The organism is Dyadobacter alkalitolerans DSM 23607, assembly GCF_000428845.1.
GTDB classification, from domain to species: domain Bacteria; phylum Bacteroidota; class Bacteroidia; order Cytophagales; family Spirosomataceae; genus Dyadobacter; species Dyadobacter alkalitolerans.
Genome location: NZ_AUAS01000002.1, coordinates 301,695 through 324,245 on the forward strand (window position 1 = coordinate 301,695; position 22,551 = coordinate 324,245).

Annotated in this window: 19 protein-coding genes; 13 read left to right on the top strand and 6 right to left on the bottom strand. The window is 47.4% G+C overall.

Going from position 1 to position 22,551, the window contains the following annotated elements; all coding sequences use genetic code 11:
• Positions 1-290 precede the first annotated feature (290 nt).
• From G395_RS0104445 to G395_RS0104455, 3 genes are read left to right on the top strand one after another with little or no spacing between them, the layout of a single operon-like run.
• Positions 291-1,373 (top strand): efflux RND transporter periplasmic adaptor subunit, encoded by a 1,083-nt coding sequence (locus G395_RS0104445; protein ID WP_026628974.1) that lies wholly within the window; start codon positions 291-293, stop codon positions 1,371-1,373.
• Between the two features lie 28 nt (positions 1,374-1,401).
• A complete protein-coding gene (locus G395_RS0104450) occupies positions 1,402-4,608 on the top strand; it encodes an efflux RND transporter permease subunit (protein WP_026628975.1) in 3,207 nt (1,068 codons plus the stop codon).
• Complete coding sequence (locus tag G395_RS0104455; RefSeq protein ID WP_026628976.1) at positions 4,598-6,037, top strand: TolC family protein; 1,440 nt, start codon at positions 4,598-4,600, stop codon at positions 6,035-6,037. The genes G395_RS0104450 and G395_RS0104455 overlap by 11 nt, the downstream gene beginning before the upstream one ends.
• Before the next feature lie 354 nt (positions 6,038-6,391).
• Here the strand turns inward: G395_RS0104455 and G395_RS0104465 are convergent, their stop codons facing one another.
• The 5 genes from G395_RS0104465 to G395_RS0104485 all read right to left on the bottom strand — a co-directional run bounded on the left by G395_RS0104465 (position 6,392) and on the right by G395_RS0104485 (position 12,676).
• Positions 6,392-7,108, bottom strand: coding sequence for a DUF4198 domain-containing protein (locus tag G395_RS0104465; protein ID WP_026628978.1), 717 nt, complete (start codon positions 7,106-7,108; stop codon positions 6,392-6,394).
• A 33-nt stretch (positions 7,109-7,141) separates the two neighbouring features.
• A complete protein-coding gene (locus G395_RS0104470) occupies positions 7,142-8,404 on the bottom strand; it encodes a PepSY-associated TM helix domain-containing protein (RefSeq protein ID WP_035360381.1) in 1,263 nt (420 codons plus the stop codon).
• Positions 8,405-8,450: 46 nt separating this feature from the next.
• Entirely contained in the window at positions 8,451-9,698 is a 1,248-nt protein-coding gene (locus G395_RS0104475) for a DUF4374 domain-containing protein (RefSeq protein WP_026628980.1), read from the bottom strand.
• A gap of 35 nt (positions 9,699-9,733) precedes the next feature.
• Positions 9,734-12,103 carry a TonB-dependent receptor gene (locus G395_RS0104480; protein WP_026628981.1) on the bottom strand — a complete coding sequence of 790 codons (2,370 nt, stop codon included), beginning with the start codon at positions 12,101-12,103 and terminating at the stop codon, positions 9,734-9,736.
• Between the two features lie 216 nt (positions 12,104-12,319).
• Positions 12,320-12,676 carry a VOC family protein gene (locus tag G395_RS0104485; RefSeq protein ID WP_026628982.1) on the bottom strand — a complete coding sequence of 119 codons (357 nt, stop codon included), beginning with the start codon at positions 12,674-12,676 and terminating at the stop codon, positions 12,320-12,322.
• A gap of 249 nt (positions 12,677-12,925) precedes the next feature.
• On the opposite strand from G395_RS0104485, the gene G395_RS32630 reads away from it, so the two are divergent.
• Genes G395_RS32630 through G395_RS0104500 form a run of 7 tightly spaced genes read left to right on the top strand, consistent with a single transcriptional unit; the run spans position 12,926 to position 17,758 of the window.
• Positions 12,926-13,117, top strand: coding sequence for a TonB-dependent receptor plug domain-containing protein (locus G395_RS32630; RefSeq protein WP_051349975.1), 192 nt, complete (start codon positions 12,926-12,928; stop codon positions 13,115-13,117).
• Positions 13,086-13,217: a hypothetical protein gene (locus G395_RS32885; protein ID WP_262485391.1), complete on the top strand. Its 132-nt coding sequence runs from the start codon at positions 13,086-13,088 to the stop codon at positions 13,215-13,217. The genes G395_RS32630 and G395_RS32885 overlap by 32 nt, the downstream gene beginning before the upstream one ends.
• Before the next feature lie 6 nt (positions 13,218-13,223).
• Entirely contained in the window at positions 13,224-13,658 is a 435-nt protein-coding gene (locus tag G395_RS32635) for a hypothetical protein (RefSeq protein WP_051349976.1), read from the top strand.
• On the top strand, positions 13,564-15,012 hold the full coding sequence (locus tag G395_RS31535) for a SusC/RagA family TonB-linked outer membrane protein (RefSeq protein ID WP_229203978.1): 1,449 nt from the start codon (positions 13,564-13,566) through the stop codon (positions 15,010-15,012). Before G395_RS32635 ends, G395_RS31535 begins: the two co-directional genes overlap by 95 nt.
• A complete protein-coding gene (locus G395_RS33240; RefSeq protein WP_229203981.1) occupies positions 14,981-15,682 on the top strand; it encodes a RagB/SusD family nutrient uptake outer membrane protein in 702 nt (233 codons plus the stop codon). The genes G395_RS31535 and G395_RS33240 overlap by 32 nt, the downstream gene beginning before the upstream one ends.
• Positions 15,604-16,305, top strand: a complete 702-nt coding sequence (locus tag G395_RS32645) for a RagB/SusD family nutrient uptake outer membrane protein (RefSeq protein WP_510185845.1) — start codon at positions 15,604-15,606, stop codon at positions 16,303-16,305. The genes G395_RS33240 and G395_RS32645 overlap by 79 nt, the downstream gene beginning before the upstream one ends.
• A gap of 1 nt (position 16,306) precedes the next feature.
• The gene (locus G395_RS0104500; protein WP_035360384.1) at positions 16,307-17,758 is read left to right on the top strand and encodes a sulfatase family protein; all 1,452 of its coding nucleotides are present in this window, start codon (positions 16,307-16,309) and stop codon (positions 17,756-17,758) included.
• Between the two features lie 30 nt (positions 17,759-17,788).
• Here G395_RS0104500 and G395_RS0104505 read toward each other — a convergent pair whose 3' ends face one another.
• Positions 17,789-19,273: an FG-GAP repeat domain-containing protein gene (locus G395_RS0104505; protein ID WP_026628984.1), complete on the bottom strand. Its 1,485-nt coding sequence runs from the start codon at positions 19,271-19,273 to the stop codon at positions 17,789-17,791.
• Positions 19,274-19,452: 179 nt separating this feature from the next.
• On the opposite strand from G395_RS0104505, the gene G395_RS0104510 reads away from it, so the two are divergent.
• The 3 genes from G395_RS0104510 to G395_RS0104525 all read left to right on the top strand — a co-directional run bounded on the left by G395_RS0104510 (position 19,453) and on the right by G395_RS0104525 (position 22,549).
• Positions 19,453-20,706 (top strand): cation:proton antiporter, encoded by a 1,254-nt coding sequence (locus tag G395_RS0104510; protein WP_026628985.1) that lies wholly within the window; start codon positions 19,453-19,455, stop codon positions 20,704-20,706.
• Between the two features lie 102 nt (positions 20,707-20,808).
• Complete coding sequence (locus tag G395_RS0104515; protein WP_026628986.1) at positions 20,809-21,399, top strand: pentapeptide repeat-containing protein; 591 nt, start codon at positions 20,809-20,811, stop codon at positions 21,397-21,399.
• Positions 21,400-21,655: 256 nt separating this feature from the next.
• Positions 21,656-22,549 (top strand): hypothetical protein, encoded by an 894-nt coding sequence (locus G395_RS0104525; RefSeq protein WP_026628987.1) that lies wholly within the window; start codon positions 21,656-21,658, stop codon positions 22,547-22,549.
• The last annotated feature ends 2 nt before the right edge of the window (positions 22,550-22,551 follow it).

Consider the following 22,551-nt stretch of genomic DNA (forward strand, 5'->3'; position numbering starts at 1 on the left):
ATCCTACACAATAAAAATGCCGCACTAACCTGCGGCATTTTTTATTTTAATGCCTTTTTAACTTGCTTTTAACTTGCTATTAACGGTAATGTGCTGTTTTTGTATCGGTATTAGTTAAATCCAATTCCAGAAAAAGAGAAACCCTCATTTCAATGAAAAATGTGATCCTAATCACGATGGTTTACATCCTGCCTCACAGAAAATTCACAATTCAGGGATTGCGATTCGCTTCAATATCAGACGTAAACATGCTTAGTAATCCAAATTTTATCAAATAGCAAAAAACCATCATGAAGAGAATTCTCATGGTCCTCGGTTTGTGTGCAACAATGCTCCATACAAGCTGTGAATCCAAAAAAGAAGAAAAGGAAGAGGAAGTGAAGTTCCTTGTTACAAGCCCCCTTCAAAAAGACACACTGGTCACAAAGGAGTATGTTAGCCAGATCCGCGCGATCAGCCACATTGAGCTCCGCGCTTTGGAAAGAGGTTATTTACAAAACATCTACGTGGATGAGGGACAGACCGTCAAAAAAGGTCAGTTAATGTTCAAAATCATGCCGATGCTTTATCAGGCTGAACAACAAAAAGCACAGGCAGAGGCCAATTTTGCAGAAATCGAATTCAAAAACACCAAGTCGCTGGCCGATAGCAATGTAGTTTCCAAAAATGAGCTGGCACTTGCCAAAGCCAAACTGGACAAAGCCAAAGCAGAACTCGGACTAGCCACAACGCACTTGGGCTTCACAGAAATCCGTGCACCATTCGACGGCATCATGGACCATTTTCAGGTGAGGCTGGGAAGTCTTTTGGACGAAGGCGATTTGCTCACAACATTGTCTGACAACAGCGAAATGTGGGTGTATTTTAATGTTCCCGAAGCTGAATATCTGGATTATAAAGCCAACGAAGCGACCGCCGGCATGCTGAATGTAAGCCTCCGCATGGCAAACAATCAAATGTTCCCGCATTCAGGATCGGTGAAAACGATCGAGGCGGATTTCAATAATGAAACGGGTAACATCGCATTCCGCGCCACATTCCCTAATCCAAAGAGACTTTTGAGACATGGTGAAACGGGTAATGTCCTCGTAACGGTGCCCATGAAAAACGCATTGTTGATCCCGCAAAAAGCCACTTTCGAGGTTTTGGAAAAGAAATATGTGTATGTGGTGGATAAGGACAACAAGATCCGGTCGAGGGAAATTGAAATTGAAGCTGAGCTTCCGCACATCTTCGTTGTGAAATCAGGTCTGAAAGCGGATGACAAGATCCTTCTGGAAGGTTTGCGCCAGGTGAAAGAGAACGAAAAAATCCACTCCACATTCGTGAAACCTGATTCTGTGATTTCCAATCTGAGTCTGTACGCCGAATAGTCAGCTATCTTAAAAAGCACAAAACGACATGTTTAATCAATTCATAAGAAGACCTGTATTTGCAATCGTGATCTCGATCATGATCGTATTTATAGGCATCCTGGCGATTGAGAAATTACCCATTTCCCAGTTCCCGGACATTGCCCCTACCACCGTCAACATCTTCATCGCCTACCCTGGCGCGAGTGCCGATGTTTTAGTAAAATCGACATTGATCACGCTTGAACAAGCCATTAACGGGGTTCAGGACATGCGGTACATTGCTACCGATGCAACGAGTGCGGGGGAGGCGACGCTCAGGATCATCTTCGAGCCCGGCACCGACCCCAACGACGCCGTGATCCGGGTTAAGACAAGGGTGGATCAGGTTATGCCCCTTTTACCCGAACTGGTTCAGCGTGAAGGGGTAATTATCTCGCCCGTTCAGCCCAGTATGTTGATGTACGTTAACCTCTATTCTAAGGAAAAGAGCATTGACGAAAAATTCCTGTTCAACTACGCAACTGTAAAAATGATCCCCGAAATTCAGCGGACCAAGGGGATTGCAAGAGCGCAAATATTAGGATCAAGAAGATATGCCATGCGTCTATGGCTGAATCCCGAGCGTATGCGTGCCTACAACATTTCGACGGAAGAAGTAATGAAGGCGGTGGGCGAGCAAAGTATCGTGGGTCGTCCGGGCCGTATCGGGCAAAGCTCCGGTATAGCAGCCCAGTCGCTGGAATATGTGCTTACTTACAAAGGCCGTTACGACAAGCCGGAAGAATACGAAAATATCATCGTCCGCGCCAATGCACAGGGTGAAAGCGTTCACCTTCGAGACATTGCCAAAGTGGAACTTGGCTCTGAATTCTTCGACATTTATTCCAACCTTGACGGCCATCCTTCGGCGGCGATCGTATTGCGCCAGAACTATGGAAGTAATGCAAGCGATGTAATTGAAGAGGTCAAGAAAAAGCTCGACGTGATGAAAGAATCCTTTCCTCCGGGCGTGGATTACAAGATCAGCTATGACGTTTCGCAGTTCCTGGATGCGTCTATCGAGCAGGTTATTGACACACTACGCGATGCATTTATCCTGGTTGCGCTCGTTGTTTTTATATTTCTTGGAGACTGGCGCTCTACATTGATCCCGATCCTGGCCGTGCCGGTTTCGCTGATCGCGGCCTTCTTTGTCATACAGGCTTTCGGGCTTTCGATCAACCTAATTACGTTGTTTGCGCTTGTACTTGCGATTGGTATTGTGGTCGATGATGCGATTGTCGTCGTCGAGGCCGTCCATGCGAAGTTTGAGGAAGAGCCGGGGATTTCCCCATTTAATGCGGTGAAAAAAGTGCTTGGTGAGATCAGCGGTGCCATTATCGCGATCACGGCCGTAATGGTTTCGGTATTCCTTCCGATCTCTTTCATGTCGGGTCCGGTGGGAACATTCTACCGCCAGTTCTCCATCACAATGGCCAGCTCTATTGTTATCTCAGCCCTTATCGCCTTGACATTGACGCCGGTTTTATGTGCGATGTTATTACATAATCACCATGGTCACGAGAAGAAGAAAAACTTCCTTACCAAAGGACTTGACGCTTTCAACAGAACATTTGACAAACTCAAGGGAAGATACGTAAGCTTGCTGAAACGAATTGTGAGCCGCAGGGTTGTGACCTGGGTTGTGTTGCTCGGCTTCTGCGCAGGGATTGTTTTTGTAAATAAAATTTTGCCCGCAGGTTTTATTCCAAATGAAGACCAGAGCACGATTTATGCCATCATCCAAACGCCTCCGGGGTCTACACTTGAAAAGACTAATGAAGTGTCACGTCGTCTTCAAAAGATATGTGAAGAAGTAGAAGGAATTGAGTCAGTATCCTCGTTGGCAGGTTACGAAATCATGACGGAAGGTCGCGGTTCCAATGCAGGAACTTGTTTGATCAACTTGAAACCATGGCATGACCGCAAGCAGAATGTGAAAGAGATCATGGAAGAACTGGAAAAAGAAACGCGCGGTCTTGGTGCCGTAGTCGAATTCTTCGAACCACCAGCGATCCCGGGTTTTGGTACATCCGGCGGTTTCTCGATGCGTCTTCTGGATAAAACCTCTGACACGGATTACGCGGAATTTGATAAGATCAATAAAAAATTCATGGAAGACCTGGCGAAACGTCCTGAGCTTACGGGCTTGTTTACCTTCTTCGCCGCGAACTATCCGCAGTATGAATTGCAGATCGATAACCAGCTTGCCATGCAAAAAGGCGTGTCGATCGGTAAAGCAATGGATAACCTGAACATTATGATCGGTAGTACATACGAACAGGGCTTTACAAGGTTCAACCAGTTCTTTAAAGTGTACGTGCAGTCGGACCCAAGTTTCAGAAGGCTTCCCTCCGATCTTTTGAAATTGTTTGTAAAAAATGACGCAGGCGAAATGGTGCCTTACTCATCTTTTATGACATTGAAAAAAGGCCAGGGCCCGAACGAGATCACGCGTTTCAACCTCTATAACTCGGCCGCCATCCAGGGACTTCCTGCCAAAGGTTACACCACGGCAGATGCCATCGGTGCCATTCGTGAAGTCGCAGCGAAGACATTACCACAGGGTTATGACATCGCTTTCGAAGGTCTTTCCTATGATGAATCAATCCGTGGAAATGAGTCACTGGTTGTATTTGCGATCGTTTTGGCCTTCGTTTACTTTGTGTTGGCTGCGCAGTATGAGAGCTTTATCATTCCTTTTGCGGTTGTGCTGTCCCTGCCGGTTGGGGTGTTTGGTTCTTTCCTTTTGCTCAAATTAATGGGGCTGGAAAATAACATTTACGCACAGATCGGTTTGATCATGCTCGTCGGGCTGCTGGGTAAGAACGCCGTCCTGATCGTCGAGTTTGCCGTCCAGAAACGGCAGCAGGGCGAAACCATTCTTAATGCTGCTATCGAAGGTGCCAGGGTTCGTTTCCGTCCGATTTTGATGACGTCATTCGCATTCGTTGCCGGTTTGATCCCTTTGATCATTGCCACCGGTGCAGGTGCCATTGGTAACCGCACGATCGGTGCATCTGCGATGGGCGGAATGCTCTTCGGAACCATTTTCGGAGTAATCATTATCCCGGGATTGTACTACATATTTGGTACGCTGGCCGATGGCAGAAAAATGATCAAAGACGAGGAAGACGGCTCGCTTACCGAACAATTCGTTCACGCAGTCGACATTTTCCCTCATACACAAGAAACGCAAAATGATGAGCAATAAAAGAGTATTGACGTGGGTAGGGATTACATTTATTGCCCTCACCTACACCGCTTGCAACGCCCCTTCTCAGGTCCAGAGATCTCCGAATAAAACATTATCAGCTGCCTACAATGGTCAGGCAGCTGATTCCACAAACAATGTGGGAAAGATGAGATGGAAGGATTATTTCACAGATCCGCAACTGGCTGCCCTGATCGACACGGCTTTGCACAACAACCAGGAACTGAACATTACGTTGCAGGAAATCGAGATCTCCCGCAACGAGATCCGCGCCCGGAAAGGGGAATATCTGCCTTTTGTAGGATTAAGAGGCGGCGCTGGCATCGAGAAAGCGGGTCGTTACACGCAGGTCGGTTCCAGTGAAGCCACGACGGAGATCAAGCCGGGACGTGAAACCCCCGAGCCGCTTCCGGACTTTGTTGTCGCCGCCTATGCGCGCTGGGAAGTGGATATCTGGCACAAGCTGCGCAATGCTAAGAAGGCTGCCGTGAACCGTTATCTGTCTTCGGTGGAAGGTAAAAATTTCATGATGACAAACATTGTCTCCGAAATTGCCAACTCCTATTACGAACTCCTGGCGCTCGACACGCAGCTGAACATTGTTACGCAAAACATTGAAATTCAAACGAATGCATTGCGGATCGTAAAAATGCAGAAAGAAGCGACGCGGGTTACGGAGCTGGCTGTGCGCAGGTTTGAAGCACAAGTGCTGAATACGCAAAACCGCCAGTATGCCCTCCGTCAGCGGATCGTGGAAACGGAAAACCGGATCAATTTCCTTTTGGGACGATATCCGCAGCCGGTTTTAAGAAACGCTCAAAATTTCGAGAACAGCCTGCCAGCCGTGATCCACGCCGGAATTCCTTCCCAGCTGATGGAAAACCGTCCCGATGTAAGACAAGCAGAACAGGATCTTGAAGCTTCAAAACTGGATGTCTTGGTTGCCAGGGCGAACTTTTATCCTTCATTAGGGCTGAATGCAGCAATAGGTTTACAGGCATTCAATCCAATTTATCTGGGTAATGTTCCTAAATCACTGATGTCGACATTAGTAGCAGATCTGGCCGGCCCGCTGATCAATAAAAACGCAATCCAGGCCACCTATAAAAGCGCCAACGCACGTCAGATTCAGGCCATCTACAATTACGAGCGCACCGTTTTGAATGCTTATATCGAAGTGGTAAACCAGTTGTCGAACATCAGCAACCTGGAACAAAGCTATGCAACCAAATCCCAGGAAGTAGCGGCTTTGACGGAGTCAACCAACATTGCCAACCGCCTCTTCACTTCGGCAAGAGCAGATTATGTGGAAGTGTTATTAACGCAACGAGAAGCATTGGAATCGAGATTTGATTTGATCGAAACGAAGATGCAGCAGATCAATGCGACGGTGAACATTTACCGCGCGCTGGGTGGAGGCTGGAATTGATTTAGTGCTTATCAGTTACCGGCGGATTAAAATCCGCCGGTAAAAATTTATCGGGCCTCTGGCCCTTTTCTCTGCCCAACAAGAGCCAGAGGCTCGACCCATATCCTACCTGCGGGTTTAAACCCGCAGCAAAAAACCCGCCGGGCCTAGGGCCCTCTTTCTTTGCCTTAAAAGAGCCAGAGGCTCGACCCATATCCTACCTGCGGATTTAAATCCGCAGCAAAAAGCCCGCCGGGCCGATGGCCCTTTTCTCTGCCCAACAAGAGCCAGCGGCTCGACCTATATCCTACCTGAGGGTTTAAATCCGCAGCAAACAAATCCGCCGGGCCGATGGCCCTTTTTTCTCCTAAACCCTTACTTCTCCACGCCTACCAACAGAGTAGCGCAGCGCCAGATTGCTTTATAGGGCTTGCCGAAATGGTCTCCTTCGGTTTTTTCTGTGGTTGATGCTTCCAATTTGTAAGTGCCGGGCCAGACTGGGGTGAATTCTGCAACACCGTTGGCGCCTGAGTTTACATTGCGGTTCCAGCCGCTGGGTGAGGAAACGCTTACATGCAATTTTTCAGCAGGCTTTCCTTTCAAAATAGTGGTTAGCTGAGCCCTCTGATTTACTTTGAATGCTTTTCCGGCATCAGCAAAAACGCTGATTTCGTTGCCATTTGCAGCCGCTTCATTTCCTGCCAGCGACTTTCCGACTTTTACAATTGCCCCGGCATTGAATTGGTAAATGGTCGATCCGCCCAGGTCCTTGGCTGCTTTGCTGATGGATAATGTGTAAACGCCGTCTTTTTCTGGCGTAAATTCTGAGGTGAAATGATCTTCACCGGCTGTGACCGGAAGTTTTACTTTTTGCTTGTCTGGCGTGGTGAGCCAGAGTTCGAACTCCTTTACATCGGAATACCAGTCAGCGAGCTTTTCGGGCTTGTCGTCCGGCTCGGCGTACACGATTTTTACACTTTGCTTTTGTCCCGCTCTACCCGTTGTCCTGCTTTCGATCCAGAGTGCGTGCGCAAACAAGTTGGCAGCACTGCAAAGCATGAGCGCGGCGAAGAATATGACTTTTTTTAACATAATGAGTGGTTTTGAAATAGATAAATAAATGGGTCAGGAGACCTTGTCAGCGGGCTTTTGGATCCTGGGCTTGAATGCTCTTTTTTCTGAAACCACTTTGGCTACCAATGTGCTTTCGGCCATTTTGAGATTTTTGGCTTTGGCTTTTTTACCTGTTTTGCTGCCAAACCCTTTGCGGTTCCACCAAACGATAAACCCTGTCACCGGCAAGGATGCGCCGATGAGCGAAGCCAGAAATGCAAGCACTTTGCCCGGAAATCCAAGGATGCTCCCTACGTGAATGTCGTAATTCATACGCCGCAGTTTCGCTCCGAAAGCAGCCTCTTCAAATGGCTTTCCATATATCGCATTGGGGGGCAATTGTTTAGCCGTGTGCTGGTCAAATGTGTAGCTGAGCGCGTTGTAAAACTGGCCTGTGCTCGGATAAACGGTTACAAATATCGCAGATGACGCTTTTGCGGTGTCTGGAAAGCTGTAATAGAAGCCGTTCGATTCCGGGTGTCTGGCGATTGTGGTTTGCCAGGCTTTATCTATCGCCTGCTCTGGCGTAAAGAATTTGTGTGCATTCGTTGAATCGGATTTTGTGCGGTCACGGCCTTCAAGCGCCTGTCCGCCGGACGTAACCCAGTAAAGCCCTTTGCTATACCATTCAATGCCATAAACCATTCCGGTAAGCGCGATAGCCAGCAGGAAGAGGAGTGAATAAAATCCCAGCACATTGTGCAGATCCAGGTTGATGCGCTTCCAGGTGCCGTTCCATTTGATCTTGAAACTCTTGTCAGTGGTGCTTTTCGTCCATTTTTTGGGATACCACCAAATGAGACCCGTGATCAGCAAAATGACAAAAACCAATGTGCCGTAATTCACAACCGGCCGGCCGATCTCAAAAGGCAGCCATAAAAAACGGTGACCATTCAGCACCCAGCGGAAGAAATCGGCCTCCCCTTTTTTGTGCACCTGTTCACTGATCACTTTTCCCGTGTAGGGATCCACACGCAAGGTAACATTAGGTCCGCGACGCTCGCCCAAGCCCAAGTAAATCGCCCTGCCCTGCTGATAAGTGGCATAACTCATTTTCAAACCAGGGTGTTTCTCTGCACCGATCTTCATGAGCTGTGAAGGCATTAACACAGCCTTATCTTGCTTTTCAACCCGGGTTTCCGGCTCCAAAAGGCCAGTAATTTCGTCGTTGAAAACCCAAACGCAGCCGGTTATGCAAACGATGAAAACGATAATCCCCGAAATAAGGCCGAGCCAGAGATGCAGCCAGTTGTTGATTTTTTTGAAGGTAGACATGAAAAGCCCTGGTTTGAATGTGATAGGATTGTGGGTTGCCGAGCGGCTATTCGTAGTTCAGCACATTGATCGCCGTGATCACGCCACCTTCTACTTTCAGGCCGCGCGTTCCTTTCGCTGCCACAGCGTCAACTTCATAGACATTGCTCGCGCCGTCCGTTTGGGTGATGCCGATGTAACCGGATTTTCCGTCTTTAGGTGTATAATTGGTTGTGGTAACATTGGCAATGTTGGCCGCATCGGGCATGCCTTCGATCCATTTGAATGTTTGGTCGTAAACATTCACCGCTGCAAAGCGTTTTCCAATGGCATACGCGCCTTTTTCAGCCGGGCTTGTCATGGTAAGAATGAAATTTCCTTTGCCTACATAAAGCTGCGAGCTAATATTGTAACCACCTGCTGCCTGCTCAACATTGAATAAATAACTCTTGTCAAACTCAGTCGTTCCCGCCTTGATACGCACGATCGCAGAAGGTTTTGTAGAAGTGATCTTGCCATTGTTTGTCCCAACCGAAGCCGAATAAGCATACACATCGCCCTGCTCATCCACAGCGAGTCCGTTATTGAAATAGCGGCCGATGAAACCAATGCGGTTGTCCCTGATCACTTTTTCAACGGTCAGTGCGGGATAGGAAAGTACCGCGATCCAAGCGCTGTCCGGATAAGCCGTTCCGAATGCGTCGGGAGCAACGCCTTTGATGCTCATATAGGGCGCAAAAACCTTATCCCCCACCTGCGTAGCCCACGTAAAATGTGCGCGTTCGCCGTTTCCCGCCAGCTTTACAATGTTAACCTGTGCCTCGCCTACAATTTTGGACTGTGCTGCATCAATGCGGTAAAATGAAGCGCTTTCGTTGCCTGAACGCGGCACTTTAATGGTCAGCACGTCATCTGCGACCGGTGCAAAAACCTGAACAGTCTCAGCCTGAAAATCAGACACTTTGTTAAGTTCTCCCTTGCCGTCGAGGTTGTAAGTAGTCACTGCGCCTGGGTTTCCCTGTCCGTAAAGCAGACTGAAAAACCGATTTTTGTGCGTGACATAATAGCGGTAAGTGCCGTCCTGTTCTTTGCCATTTCCAACTGTGGACACAGTGCCCGAAGTCAGACTTTCGGCTGTCAGCAAATAGTCTGCGATGCCCGTCGAACCCACTGGAAGTGCCGAGATCACATATTTGGTTTTGCCTCCTTCTCCACCGCCTGGTGTAGGGTTAACATTGTTGTCGTCACTGGTGCAGGCTGCCAGGAATATGCCGAGGCCAAGGCCCAGCGTAATGCTTTTGATTGCGCTTTTCATTTTTTGGATTAGAATAAAATATATGTAGTAGAAAATTATTTACTGATAAAATACCGGAGCTTCGCGTAGAACCCGCGACTCGGTTTCTGCAAGCTGAAATTGTCGTAAAGCCTGGCATCGAGCAGGTTTTTGCATTCGAGGGAAACATTGTATTTGCCGTTTGCCATGGCATATACAATGTTCACATCATGGCTCAGCTGGCGAGGAATGTCAAGCTTGTCACTGCCCAGGCTCGGCCAGTAGAGATAGTAAGCATGCACGTAAAGCAGGTTGTAGCCGAAAGTCAGTGTGTTCCCTTTTGCACCAAAATCTTTGAGAAAAACAGAAGCATCCGCATTGCCGAAAAGGAACGGCATATTGGGAATCCGGTCGCGGTAAAGCGGGCTTTCGGTGGTGTAACCATCTTCAAAACGCGTATTGTTGCGCAGGTCCTGGTAAGTGAGGTTCACGCCTGCCGTGAAAAGTTGTTTGAACGAATAACGCACTTCGCCATCGACGCCAAAGTTGGTCACATCGGCCAGGTTGTCCATCACCTGCTTGGTCTGGTTGGCATTCAGTTTGGGGCGGATAAAGCCTTGTGCGTTGCGGTAAAGCACATTTGCATCCACATTCACACGGTGAATTTTGCTGAACTGCGTCTGGTAACTGAAACCCAGGTTATAGTTGTCGCTGCTTTCGGGATCGAGATCAATGTTGCCTTCCAGGTTCAGCAAGTCACCGTAAAGCTCATCGGTTTCGGGGAGGCGATAACTTTTTTCATACGAACCTTTCAACTGCAAATTTTTCAGTAAAAAGAATGTCGACGCGATGCCGTAACCAAACTTATCAAAACGATTTTTCTGGATTTTATACGCTACGTCACCATACACACCGGTTGGATTATACGTAACCGAGAATTTGTTGAATTGTGAAAACTGTTTGAGGAAAAGCGATGTATTCCAGCGCTCACTGTAATCGAATTTATAGCCTAGCCCCAGCACATTCTTGGTGTTAAAGCGGGGCTGCTCGTAGCGGTCGGCATGCGGGTAAAGTTCGTCGCGGCCCTTCCTGTTAAAAGTGTTATAAACGTTGTTGATCGTGATGGAATGCTTGTCACTGAGCTGGTAGGTGGCATTTGCGGTGACCAGACCATTGTTGTTGCGGAATTTGTAAAGGGAACGCTCGCGCTCGCTGCCCAGTCCTTCGTATTGTTTGAATTGCTGAAACCAGTTATACCGGCGGTAAACCGTATCCACATTCTGTTCCTGCCCCAGGTTATAATTAGCGGAAAGACTTACATTCAACCCCTTAATAAAAAGATCCTTTTTTTGATATTTCAAACTCGGCATAACAATGTTGCCCTTGCGATGCCAGGCGCCGAAGACACTCACCATGCGTGCGCCGGTCTGAATTTCCGCACGGTTCTGGCCCAGGGTTATGCCGAACAGCAGTTTGTCTGCAAACTTTTTCCCGACCACACCCACATTCGCGATCACCGTTTCGTTGTGGTAATTATCATGAAAACGGCGCAAACGCTGGTTCTTGAAGTATTCACCCGTGTTCACATCAGCCACATCCACATTGATCCAGTAATTGTTGTCCGAATAATTCTGGAAAGCATTCAGCTGAAATGTAAAACCCGATTTCCCCGTAAAACCGGCATTAATGCCCGTGCGGTGCGTGTTGAATGATCCATAGGAATAAGATGCATCTAGATAAGTGTTCTGGCGCGAGCCCGTAACAATGTTCACCGCGCCGCCGAGTGCATCCGAGCCCAACCAGATCGGCACCACGCCTTTGTAAACCTCCACCCTTTCGGCGAGGTTAATGGGGATGTTGTTGAGCTGGAATGACGAGCCGAAATTGTCCATAGGAACACCGTCCAGGAAGAATTTCACTTGCCTGCCAGTGAAACCATTGAGCGAAAAATTCATATTCGACCCTACCCCACCACTTTCCCGAACCCGGACGCCCGAAACTCGGTCGAGTGCATGGGACAGGTCGAGCGTTGAATTTTGGAGTTTTTTGGCATCGATGGCTGTAACATTGTAGGCCTGCCTATTGACCTCCTTCGCTTCCGAACGGCCGATAACCGAAACCGATTCAAGTTCCTGGGAAATGGCTTTGAGGCGGAAGTTAGCCTGCGCAGTTTCTCCGTCTTTCAGGTTCATTTGTTTGGTTTCAGGCTCAAAACCAAGGAAAGAAATCACGAGTGTGCATGGCCCGGCGGGTAGATTTTCCAATGCATAGCGCGCTTTCGCATCTGAAAATGTTCCCTTGGTTACACCGGAAACGGTGATGGATGCGCCGGGCAGCAGCTCGCCGTCATCCGACCGGACCGTCCCTCTAAGAATGGCCGTTTGCGCAAAAGATGCGCAGGAACAGGCGCATAATATGCCTGTCAACAAGATTTTTATAACTTGCATTACTTTTAATTTTTGACGACTTTAAAAGTGAACATGCTTTGGCATGTTTTGGCCGTACGGTTGGCGCCGTACGGCCTTTTTTTGTGGTTACTCCGCCTAGGTTATGGGAAATGTATATGCATATGACTATTTAGACTAATTATAATTTGTGCAGCAAAAGTAACCGCGAAATGCACAAAAGCAATCGTTCAGACGAAATATTTTTGGATCATTGCGTTACTCAGACCAAACCGCCAGCTCGTTATCGTCCGGATCTGTGAACTGAAAACGCTTTCCGCCAGGGAATTCGAAGATATCTTGCGTGAGGACACCGCCCGCTTTCAGCACCTTCTTTTTCGTGGATTCAATATCATCTGAATAAAGAATTACCAGGATGCTTCCCCGGACCGGCGTGCCGATGGTGAAGCCGCCATCCACATAATCTCCTGAAAAAGCCGTGTATTCCGGACCATAGTCAGTGAATGTCCAGTCAAAACTTTCGGAGTAGAACTGCTTCACCTTTTCCAGGTCTTTTGAAAGGAATTCAATGTACTGAATTTGCTCGTGCCGCTCGCGGCTTTCTGTTTGTCCCATTGTTCTATTTTAATTTATAATGTGATTTTATGCTAAAACGTTAAACAGTCATTTATTTTTTGTCTATTAAACTGATAGAAAAATATTCTGTCCATTACATTTGCCCTTGTAAAAATAGAATTTTACAACCACCAACTTCCTTTTCATTGCGGCCGATACGAAGCAGCTCGACGAACTTGTGGTCGTGGGTTACGGCACGCAGAAAAGGAACAGCCTGACTAATTCCGTTTCACCATTAATGGCGAAGACGTGGCGCGCAGGCCGGTTTCCAACATTCAGCAATCGTTTCAGGGCTTAATGCCTGGCGTGGCTGTGACGGACCTGGGCGGCTCGCCGGGAAAGTCTAATGCGACCATCCGTGTGCGTGGGATCACCACATTCAACATTAACGGTAGCAGCACCAGCGGTTATGAAATATCCGCTTCCCAACACGTGGTTTGAGACATTGCTGCGCACAGCGCCGCAGCATAATCACGCTTTGTCCATTGCAGGCGGAACCGAGGCATTGCGTACGCGGGTTAGCGTTCGTTACCAGGATTAGCAGGGTGTGATCAAAAATTTTGGAAACAAGATCGGCGAATTCAGGCTGAATACGGATTATGATGTTTCCAAAAGGATCCGGGTGAGTGCGGACATTAACTATCGCTCGACAAGCACAGAAAATCCGACCACGAACACGGATGCTTCTACTGGGCAGGTGACAGCACCCCTTAACAACCTTTTCCACGGCTCACTTTGGGCAGTTCCCAAATATCCCGATGGCACTTATGGGCTCAGCACGCAGGGAAATAACCCACTGATGTTCATTGAAATAGGCGGCCAGTCCAGGCAGAAAACAGATTATCTGGCGGGCTATATCAAAGGTGATTTCGAAATTGTGGAAGGACTTGTTTTCTCCACACAGATCGCCGGTCGCGGGCTTTATACGCAGCAGAAAAAACACGCAGACATTCCTGTCGGCTTACCGCGAGCGTTTTTATAACAATGGCATCGGTTCCATCGGCCAGGGTGCGAATGACGGGACAAAAACGAACACCGGACGCGACGCACAATATGGCTTACGGTCGTTCTTTGGGCGGGTTAACTACGATTATAAAGGCAAATATTTGCTGGAAGTGAATGGTCGCTACGACGGATCCTCCAAGTTTACCGGTGCCAAACAATACAGCTTTTTCCCTTCTTTCTCGGCGGGATGGCGGATTTCAAAGGAGAAGTTCTGGCAAGGACCGGAAAGTGCAGTGAATGATCTCAAATTCAGAGGATCCTGGGGGATTACGGGCAATCAGTCGGTGGATTTGTACAGCTATTATGCTGCGCTGACTGCCAATGGGTACAGTTTTGGCGGGTTGCCCGTGCAGGGTTATCGCCAGAATATATTGGCCAATACTAACCTGGGGTGGGAATCGACGACGCAGCTGGACCTTGGTCTGGACGCGGCTTTTTTCCAAAACAGGCTAAACCTGACGGTTGATTATTACAACAAGGAAACGGACGACATCCTGCTTAACCTCGACATTCCGGCAACCATTGGGTTGACGGCGCCGCCTCAAAATGCAGGGTCGGTGCAGAACAAGGGCTGGGAGTTCAGTTTGAATTACCGCGGAACGCCGACCGCAAGTGGTTTCCGTTATAATGTTGGAGGAAACCTGAGCATTAATGAAAACCTGGTAACGGATTTGAAAGGAACCGGCCCCTATCTCACCGGCTCGGACATTGACCCGCGCTATATCATTAAAAAAGGCCTTCCTATCAACACGCTCTGGGGATATAAAACTGACGGATTGTTCCAGACACAGCAGGAAATTACTGAGTATAAAGCCACTTATGCAGCTAATACCAAGCCAGGAGATGTCAAATACGTAGATTTGAACGGCGACGGGAAAATTGATGCGAATGATATGACGGCCATCGGCAACTCATTTCCAAAATACACTTTTGGATTGAATGCGGACTTTTCTTACAATAATTTCGACCTGAACATTCTCTTCCAGGGAGCCGCAAAAGTGGATTCACGACTAGCCGGTGCGCTGGCCGAAATGGGCAATCAGGAAGGTTTTACGCATGAAATTTACACCGACAATTACTGGACGGCCGAGCGCACCGACGCCCGTTTCCCCCGCCCGGTAAAGTTTGACCTGCGCAATGTGGCCACTTCTGACCGGCTGGTGCTGAATGGTTCTTACCTGCGTTTGAAAAACGTGCAGCTGGCTTACAATGTGCCTTCTGTTTTGTCCCAAAAAATACATTTGAACAAAGTGCGCGTGTATGTTTCGGCGACCAATGTGTTTACCATTTCCAAACTGAATGAATGGAACCTCGAGCTCGAAGATCTATAATGAGTGGAAACGCGCTTACCGGGGCATCCGCGCCACCTCCTACTTCCTTGAAAACGTGGACAAAGTGCCATCCGGCAACACCGCATTGATCAATCAGCTGAAAGGCGAAGCGAAGGTTTTACGCGCTTACCAATACATTAAACTGGCTGGCTTATACGGCAGTGTTCCCCTTGTAACAACGTCCATAAGTATCGACGAATCAAGGACGTTACAGAACAAACCCGTTGCTGAAATCTGGGATTTTATTGACAAAGAATTGAACGAAGCTGCTGCCTTATTGCCAGGGACTTACCCGGCTTCGGATAATGGCAGGATTACCAAAGGAGCGGCGCTGGGGCTTGCGGCGCGGGCGAGTTTGTACGCGGGTCGCTATGAAAAAGCGGCTGCCGAAGCGGACCTGGTCATTAAGTCGGGCGTTATGAGTTGTATAGTTCTTATGAAAAACTGTTCACTTACGCGGCTGAGAATAATAAGGAGGTTTTATTTGACAGGCAGTTTATCAAAGACAACTATCCGATTAATGTGTTCCCGCTGCTCGCACCTTACAGTCAGAAAAACAGCCAGAGCACGTATGTGCCTACCAAAGCGCTTGTGGACACATATGAAACCACTGCCGGAAAGCTCATTACCGACAATGCGAGCGGCTATAATCCTGCAACGCCTTATGTGAACCGCGATCCGCGCTTAAAATTCTCCATTTTTCTGGAAGGCGATATTTTACCAAGTGGCATTGCTTTCAAACCTGCGCCTAACAGTGGAACCGCGGATGCGATCGGCAGCACTTACATTGCTTCCACGACAGGATTTAACATTAAAAAATACGTTCTGGTTGATGACTTTGCGAATCCTGTGAACAGCGGCATCAACATTATCCTGCTCCGTTATGCAGAAGTTCTGCTGACTTATGCAGAGTCTAAAATCGAACTGGGCCAAATTGATGCGAGCGTTCTGGCAGCGATCAATCTGGTAAGAAACGGCAGGAGCGATGTGAAACAGCCTGCTGTCAAAATAGCTTCTCAGGCCGAAATGAGAAACATTGTGCGCCGCGAGAGAACTGTTGAACTGGCATTTGAAGGACAACATTTGTTTGATATACGCCGCTGGAAAACCGCTGAGAAAGTAATGCCGGGGCCTGTCTATGGCATTACTTATAAGGATGCCAGCGGCGCTTTGAAAACGGTCGAAGTCGTCGCTGTCAACAAAACATTCGATGCAAGCCGTCATTATTTGTGGCCGATTCCGCAAAAAGAACGAGATTTAAATCCATCACTAACCCAAAACCCTGGCTGGTAATATGTTTTTCAGTAAAAAAATCAGGCTTATTTTCCTGTCCTCCGTGACCTTAATTTTTGCCGTATTCCTCGTTGCATTCGTGCCTGAACCTGCTCCGAAAACACCCAACATTGTCCTGTTTTTTATCGACGATCTGGGTTACGGCGACCTGACTGTGACAGGTGCATTGGGCTACAAAACGCCTAACATTGACAAGCTGGCCGCAGAAGGAACGCGGTTCACCAATTTCATGGCCGCGCAGGCTGTTTGCAGTGCTTCCCGCGCTGCTTTGTTAACAGGCTGCTATCCAAATCGGGTTGGCGTTTACGGCGCATTTGGCCCAAAACAAGGTCTGGGCCTGCATCCGCAGGAAGAAACCATTGCCGAACTGCTGAAAGCGAATGGTTATGCAACCGGAATTTTCGGCAAATGGCATTTGGGAAGCGATTCAATGTTCTTGCCGAAACAGCAGGGTTTTGACGAATATTACGGCGTCCCCTACTCGCATGATATGTGGCCGCTGCATCCATGGCAAAAGCAGGCACAATATCCGCCGCTTTACTGGATCGACGGAAACAAGCCGGTAAAGGAGATTAAAGACCTGAACGATGCAAGTGCGCTTACGCCGACGATCACGGAAAAAGCCGTTTCATTCATCCAACGCAACAAGAAAAAGCCCTTTTTCCTCTATGTGCCGCATCCGATGCCGCACGTTCCGCTGGCTGCGAGCGCTAATTTCAAAGGGAAAAGCGAGCGCGGGATTTTTGGCGACGTTCTTTCGGAACTGGACTGGTCGGTGGGGCAAATTATGAAGGAATTAAAGGATCAGGGTCTGGACGATGATACGATTGTGATTTTTACGAGCGATAATGGTCCGTGGCTTAATTACGGCGATCATGCGGGTTCATCGGGCGGTTTCCGGGAAGGAAAAGGAACATCTTATGAAGGTGGTCAGCGTGTGGCGGCCATGATCCGCTGGCCGGGCGTGGTGCCTGCCGGAAGGATTTCCAACAAGCTTTTGTCGAACATTGATATCCTGCCCACATTGGTAAAATTAACCGGTGCAAAGTTGCCCAAAGAAAAGATCGACGGCATTGAATTCGCCGATCTGCTGAAAGGCGATGAATCCAAAAAGCCGCGCGAAAATTTCCTTTACTATTATCGTAAAAACAACCTCGAGGCAGTGCGCAAGGATAACTGGAAGCTCGTTTTTGCGCATCCGGGACGGACTTATGAAGGATCATTGCCCGGCAAAGACGGCCAGCCGGGACCCGCACCCGAAGACTACGCCATTCCGCAGGCACTTTACGATCTTACGCGTGACCCGGGTGAGCGCTATGACGTGTATTCGCAATATCCGGAAATTGTGGCAGAGCTTGAAAAAATCGCTGAAACTGCGCGGGAAGATCTGGGTGATGACTTACAGAAACGCGCGGGAAAACATGCACGACCGCTTGGAAAAGTTGAAAAATAGCTAAATAGCAATCCGGTAAGCTCCCCTGGCTTACCGGATTTTGTTTTCCAGGACAATCACAGAAGGCCCTTCCTGCAACCATTTCTGCCCCAAACCTGTCTGATCCCCCAGCGGCAGAAAATGGACGAATGATCCCAGAACGAGATCTACATCGCCGTCCGCATCCATATCTCCGGCGTCCATCGTCATCCATCTGCCTTTGGTCGCTTCGGGAAATGAGTGATCTTCAAATTTCAAGTTTCCTTTATTTTTCAGATAAATAAAACCCTCTTCCGGATAACGTGCATAATCCGGGAAGAAAGAAATGGCGGCAATGTCCAGGTCGCCATCGAGGTCGTAATCCCGCGCCAGTGCTTTGTAAGCGCCATTCATCTGGTAAAAATAGGACTGGCGGAAATTGGATTTTCCGTCGTTAAGGAAAATGTAAATGCCGTGGTAACTTTTCAAGATGGGCGTCTTGTCCGCATTGTCTCCGCATACATATATAAGGTCGTCAAAACCATCTTTATTGAAATCTGCCAGTTCCATGTGCTGCGAGCCGTTGAGCGGCATGAAGGACAGCAACCGCCTTTCCTCAAACTTCCCCGAACCCTGATTCGTGTAAAGAAAAACGCCTTCATCCGCCTGCGCCATGAGTACGTAAATGTCCATTAAGCCGTCCCGATTGGCATCTTTGATCACCGCTGAGACCGCACCCGGCTTTTCCCGGAGCACATGTTTGTCATAGCCGCCGCGGCCATTGTTTTCAAACCAGGCCAGCTGCCCGGTCTCATTGCCAAATTCACACGCGACAACATCTTCAAAACCGTCTTTATTAAGATCACCATAAGCCATCGAAACCGGCCGCTGCAAACTGGAAATGGCAACATTGCCTGATTTGAAGCCTTTTTCAGAGCCATTCTTTACGAGCCTTTGCACCGCACCGTCGCGGGCGTTTGTTGGAAAGATCCCGTTGCCGATCATCGTCAGATACAGCTCCTCTCCTTTTTCGTAAAAGTCAATCGGCGTTGATTCGAGGCGCATGCTGTAATTTTCACTCAGGTCCGGTTTCAGAAAAGTGAGGACATTGCTCTTGCCTTTCGCATCACTATATACGACGCCGCGGTTGTTTGGCAGGATCTTCACCATGGAAGTCATAGCGGGCCGGTGGGAGAATGTTGTTTCCCTGTATTTGAAATGGCCTAAACCCAATCTGATCTTATTCGCGCGGATCGGCGGCGCAACAGAGTCCGGCGACTGAGAGATAAAATATTGCTCGATCTTTTGCCAGTCGGCTTTGGCCAGGATCGGGCCCATGCGCTCGTGCATGTCGGGAAGCACTTTTTTCCAGTTTGATTTTCCCAATATTTCCGGCGGCACAAATGCATGGCAACGGCTGCAATGCGTCACCGCCAACTCCCTTCCCGACTGCGTGGAAACGGGCGGCTCCTTCACTTCAGCAGCATTATTTTCCTTTTTAGCATGGCACGCAATGAGAAAAAACAACAGAATAAAAACAGGTAAAAATCGTCTCATACGGGTCGTGAACGAGGTCAGGTTTCGGGGGTGTAAACCTAATAAACATTGGCCAAAAAGTCGTTACGCAAACCACCGCCGTCGATATTAGAATACCATTAGAGTTTGCCGGAGACCCTTTTTCAAATTGATTTTGCGGTCAGGAATTTGTTATTTTAGATTGATCTAAAAATTATTGCATGGAGTTATATTATTCTTTTTCGGCCCTAATTGTCCTTTCAGCCATATTTTCGTACATCAATTCACGATTTCTCAAACTGCCGCCTTCCATCGGTGTTATGGTCATTGCCTTGCTCGTTTCGCTTGGTCTGATCGCTACGGACACCATTTTCCCGCGAACATTTCTGCGCATTACAACCCTCATCGGCAGTGTGGACCTGACAGAAATTCTCATGGGTGCCATGTTGAATTTCCTGCTCTTTGCAGGTGCGATCCACATTCACCTTGAAGACCTGCGCGAACAGCGGCTTCCGATCATTATCTTTTCCACGCTCAGCGTGCTGATGTCAACTTTTATCATCGGTTTTCTGATTTATTATCTGTTGCCACTGACCGGCCTGCACGTCCCGCTGATCCAATGTCTCGTCTTCGGTGCATTGATCTCCCCTACCGATCCGATCGCGGTTTTGGGGATTTTGAAACAGGCCGGCGTGCCCAAATCCATCGAAACCAAAATTGCGGGTGAATCGCTTTTTAATGACGGGATGGCCGTCGTGATCTTTATCCTGATGCTGGCTCTTGCCAGAGGTGAAGAAGTGAACACTACTTTTGGCGGCATTACGATGCTTTTTGTAAAGGAAGCATTGGGTGGGATTGCGCTTGGACTCGCGCTCGGATTTGTGGGATCTAAAATGATTTACAAAGTCGATGGCTATAATGTACATGTTCTGATCACGCTGGCCATCGTCATGGGCGGACATTTAGCGGCGCAGGCATTGCATATGTCGGGCCCGCTTGCGATGGTTGCAGCCGGACTTGTTGTGGGTAATTATGGTAAAAACCCCGGCGCGGTTTCGGACATGGAACGCGATTACATTGATAAGTTCTGGGAATTGATTGATGAGATCCTGAACGCCATTCTTTTCCTTATTATCGGCTTTGAATTATTGCTGATCCCTGATCTGAAAAGGTTTATGACAGCCGGAATGATCGCCATTGTGGTGGTGTTGCTTGCGCGTTTTATTTCCATTTATCTTCCAGTGAAATTTATTCCGTTCAGAAATAAGTTTGGAAAGAAATCAATTGCAATCCTAGTTTGGGGTGGCCTGCGCGGGGGTGTGTCTATTGCCCTGGCGCTGTCGATCGATAAGGATCTTAATAAGGATATTTTCCTGGCCATCACCTACTTTGTGGTGTTGTTCTCGATTATAGTTCAGGGACTTACGGTTGGAAAACTAGCCAAAAAATTTCCGGAAGAAGAGGAAATTGCCTGATATGCCAGGCAAAATATACATTAAAACAAAGATAAAAATAGGGTAAATCCTTAGTTAAATGTCTTGATATCAAAAGCCATGTCATATTTCAATTCCTGCAACATGAATCCATCCATTGAACCGTCCACCCACCAGAACACCCAATTTGAAAATGTATTTATTGCCGAAGAAGATTTAGAAGACCGCACCTGGGTTAATTGCGAGTTTATCAACTGTAATTTCCAGAGCAGTGACCTGAGCGGCAACAACTTTATTGAGTGTCATTTCACCAATTGTGATTTCACGCAAACCAAGTTAAATGGCACAGGATTTCGTGAAGTTATATTTTCAAATTGCAAAATAAATGACGTCAACTTTTCCGTTTGCAATCCATTTATTTTCTCCTTTTCATTTAATGAATGTGTATTGGATCATGCCGATTTTCATGAGACCAATTTGAATAAAGTAACCTTTAAAAATTGCTCATTAATAGGCACCAATTTCGAAGAAACAGACTTAACCGAAGCAGTTTTCGAAAATTGCAACCTGTACGGGGCCAGATTCATCGATTCAATTTTAGAAAAAACTGATTTTCGAACTGCGCATAATTTCAACATTGACCCAACATTGAACAGATTAAAAAGGTCCAAATTCTCCGGCTCCAATCTCATAGGACTTTTACAGAGATATAAGCTGGATGTTGAATATAATTAGTAAATCCTCCCTAGTTATTAATGTTCGAGGCCATCTCATTTTATTTTTGGGATGGTCTTTTTTATGGGCAGAACTATTACTATGTATCGTTTCTAAAATCGTAAATTAGCTTGATCTTATCAGGTACAATAGTTATCTCTTTTTGATGCGCCAAAACCGTTAGTTTCTCCGTTCCCGCCGAACATTCATTCTTAGTATATAAGCCACTCATTTGTTCTAGTATTACAGCGGTAAAAATCCATTAAACTGAATACATATGAACAAACTATTAAACAAAATCACTGTATTGTCCGGCGTTGCTTGCGGACTAATTTTTATTTCCTGTCAGAAAGAGGAGTTTGTTCCAGCTGTTGAATCGGCAGCAGGCAATGCTGCCATTGTGCAGGCACCACCTGTGATGATCCCTGCTTCGAGGTTAGTAAAATTTAATAATGATACGATCATTTATAATGCGGATGGGAGTACAAAAAAAGTGATTGAAACCCTGGAAAATAGAATTTACCGGACGGAATACAAATATGCCCCCAATTCAGTAAAGGCCATAAGATACAGGAATGGCAAGGCGTATCTTACGATGGACTGGAAATTGTCAAATGGACGCGCAACAAGCCTCACCTATAAGAATTTTGAAACAGGGGGAATATATGGAGCGTCCACCTCAACAGTAGAATATCATTACAACAACAAAAATCAGCTCACAAAACTCGTTGCTTTTACAGGCAGTAAAACGACGGTAACTTTGACATACGACAATATGGGCAATGTCTTCAAGTTGTTATATGTAGACAATACGCCCGACGGCGACAAGTTCATGGAACTTGTAAACTACGAATACACAGAATACGTGGGAGGTCCTACGCAGCTGGCGAAAGGTTCAACCATCAACCTGCATGTTTTCAATAACATTGCGTTGGGCTGGATGGGTGACGCATATTTGCCCATCTTCGGAAACTTTGGAAAAAGTCTCGTGAAGAAGGTAACTGCAACAAGCCTCGCGTCTCCTACAAAATTCGCTTATGCTCTGGATGCGAGCGGTTATGTCAAAGAGATGAAAGAGTTAAACCAACAGGGAAACTTTATATCCAGTACGCAATTGATATTTGCACCTCCGGCAAAAGATCGTTCAGAGGATTACATTGTAATTAAGTAAAC

Bases quoted from the DNA above. Each gene is read 5' to 3' on its own strand.
- G395_RS0104465 (WP_026628978.1), bottom strand. From the start codon at position 7,108: ATGTTAAAAAAAGTCATATTCTTCGCCGCGCTCATGCTTTGCAGTGCT.
- G395_RS0104485 (WP_026628982.1), bottom strand. From the start codon at position 12,676: ATGGGACAAACAGAAAGCCGCGAGCGGCACGAGCAAATTCAGTACATT.
- G395_RS0104505 (WP_026628984.1), bottom strand. From the start codon at position 19,273: ATGAGACGATTTTTACCTGTTTTTATTCTGTTGTTTTTTCTCATTGCG.
- G395_RS0104445 (WP_026628974.1), top strand. From the start codon at position 291: ATGAAGAGAATTCTCATGGTCCTCGGTTTGTGTGCAACAATGCTCCAT.
- G395_RS0104455 (WP_026628976.1), top strand. From the start codon at position 4,598: ATGAGCAATAAAAGAGTATTGACGTGGGTAGGGATTACATTTATTGCC.
- G395_RS33240 (WP_229203981.1), top strand. From the start codon at position 14,981: ATGAATGGAACCTCGAGCTCGAAGATCTATAATGAGTGGAAACGCGCT.
- G395_RS0104525 (WP_026628987.1), top strand. From the start codon at position 21,656: ATGAACAAACTATTAAACAAAATCACTGTATTGTCCGGCGTTGCTTGC.
- G395_RS0104470 (WP_035360381.1), bottom strand. From the start codon at position 8,404: ATGTCTACCTTCAAAAAAATCAACAACTGGCTGCATCTCTGGCTCGGC.
- G395_RS0104515 (WP_026628986.1), top strand. From the start codon at position 20,809: ATGAATCCATCCATTGAACCGTCCACCCACCAGAACACCCAATTTGAA.
- G395_RS32885 (WP_262485391.1), top strand. From the start codon at position 13,086: ATGAAATATCCGCTTCCCAACACGTGGTTTGAGACATTGCTGCGCACA.
- G395_RS0104480 (WP_026628981.1), bottom strand. From the start codon at position 12,103: ATGCAAGTTATAAAAATCTTGTTGACAGGCATATTATGCGCCTGTTCC.
- G395_RS0104510 (WP_026628985.1), top strand. From the start codon at position 19,453: ATGGAGTTATATTATTCTTTTTCGGCCCTAATTGTCCTTTCAGCCATA.
- G395_RS0104450 (WP_026628975.1), top strand. From the start codon at position 1,402: ATGTTTAATCAATTCATAAGAAGACCTGTATTTGCAATCGTGATCTCG.
- G395_RS0104475 (WP_026628980.1), bottom strand. From the start codon at position 9,698: ATGAAAAGCGCAATCAAAAGCATTACGCTGGGCCTTGGCCTCGGCATA.
- G395_RS0104500 (WP_035360384.1), top strand. From the start codon at position 16,307: ATGTTTTTCAGTAAAAAAATCAGGCTTATTTTCCTGTCCTCCGTGACC.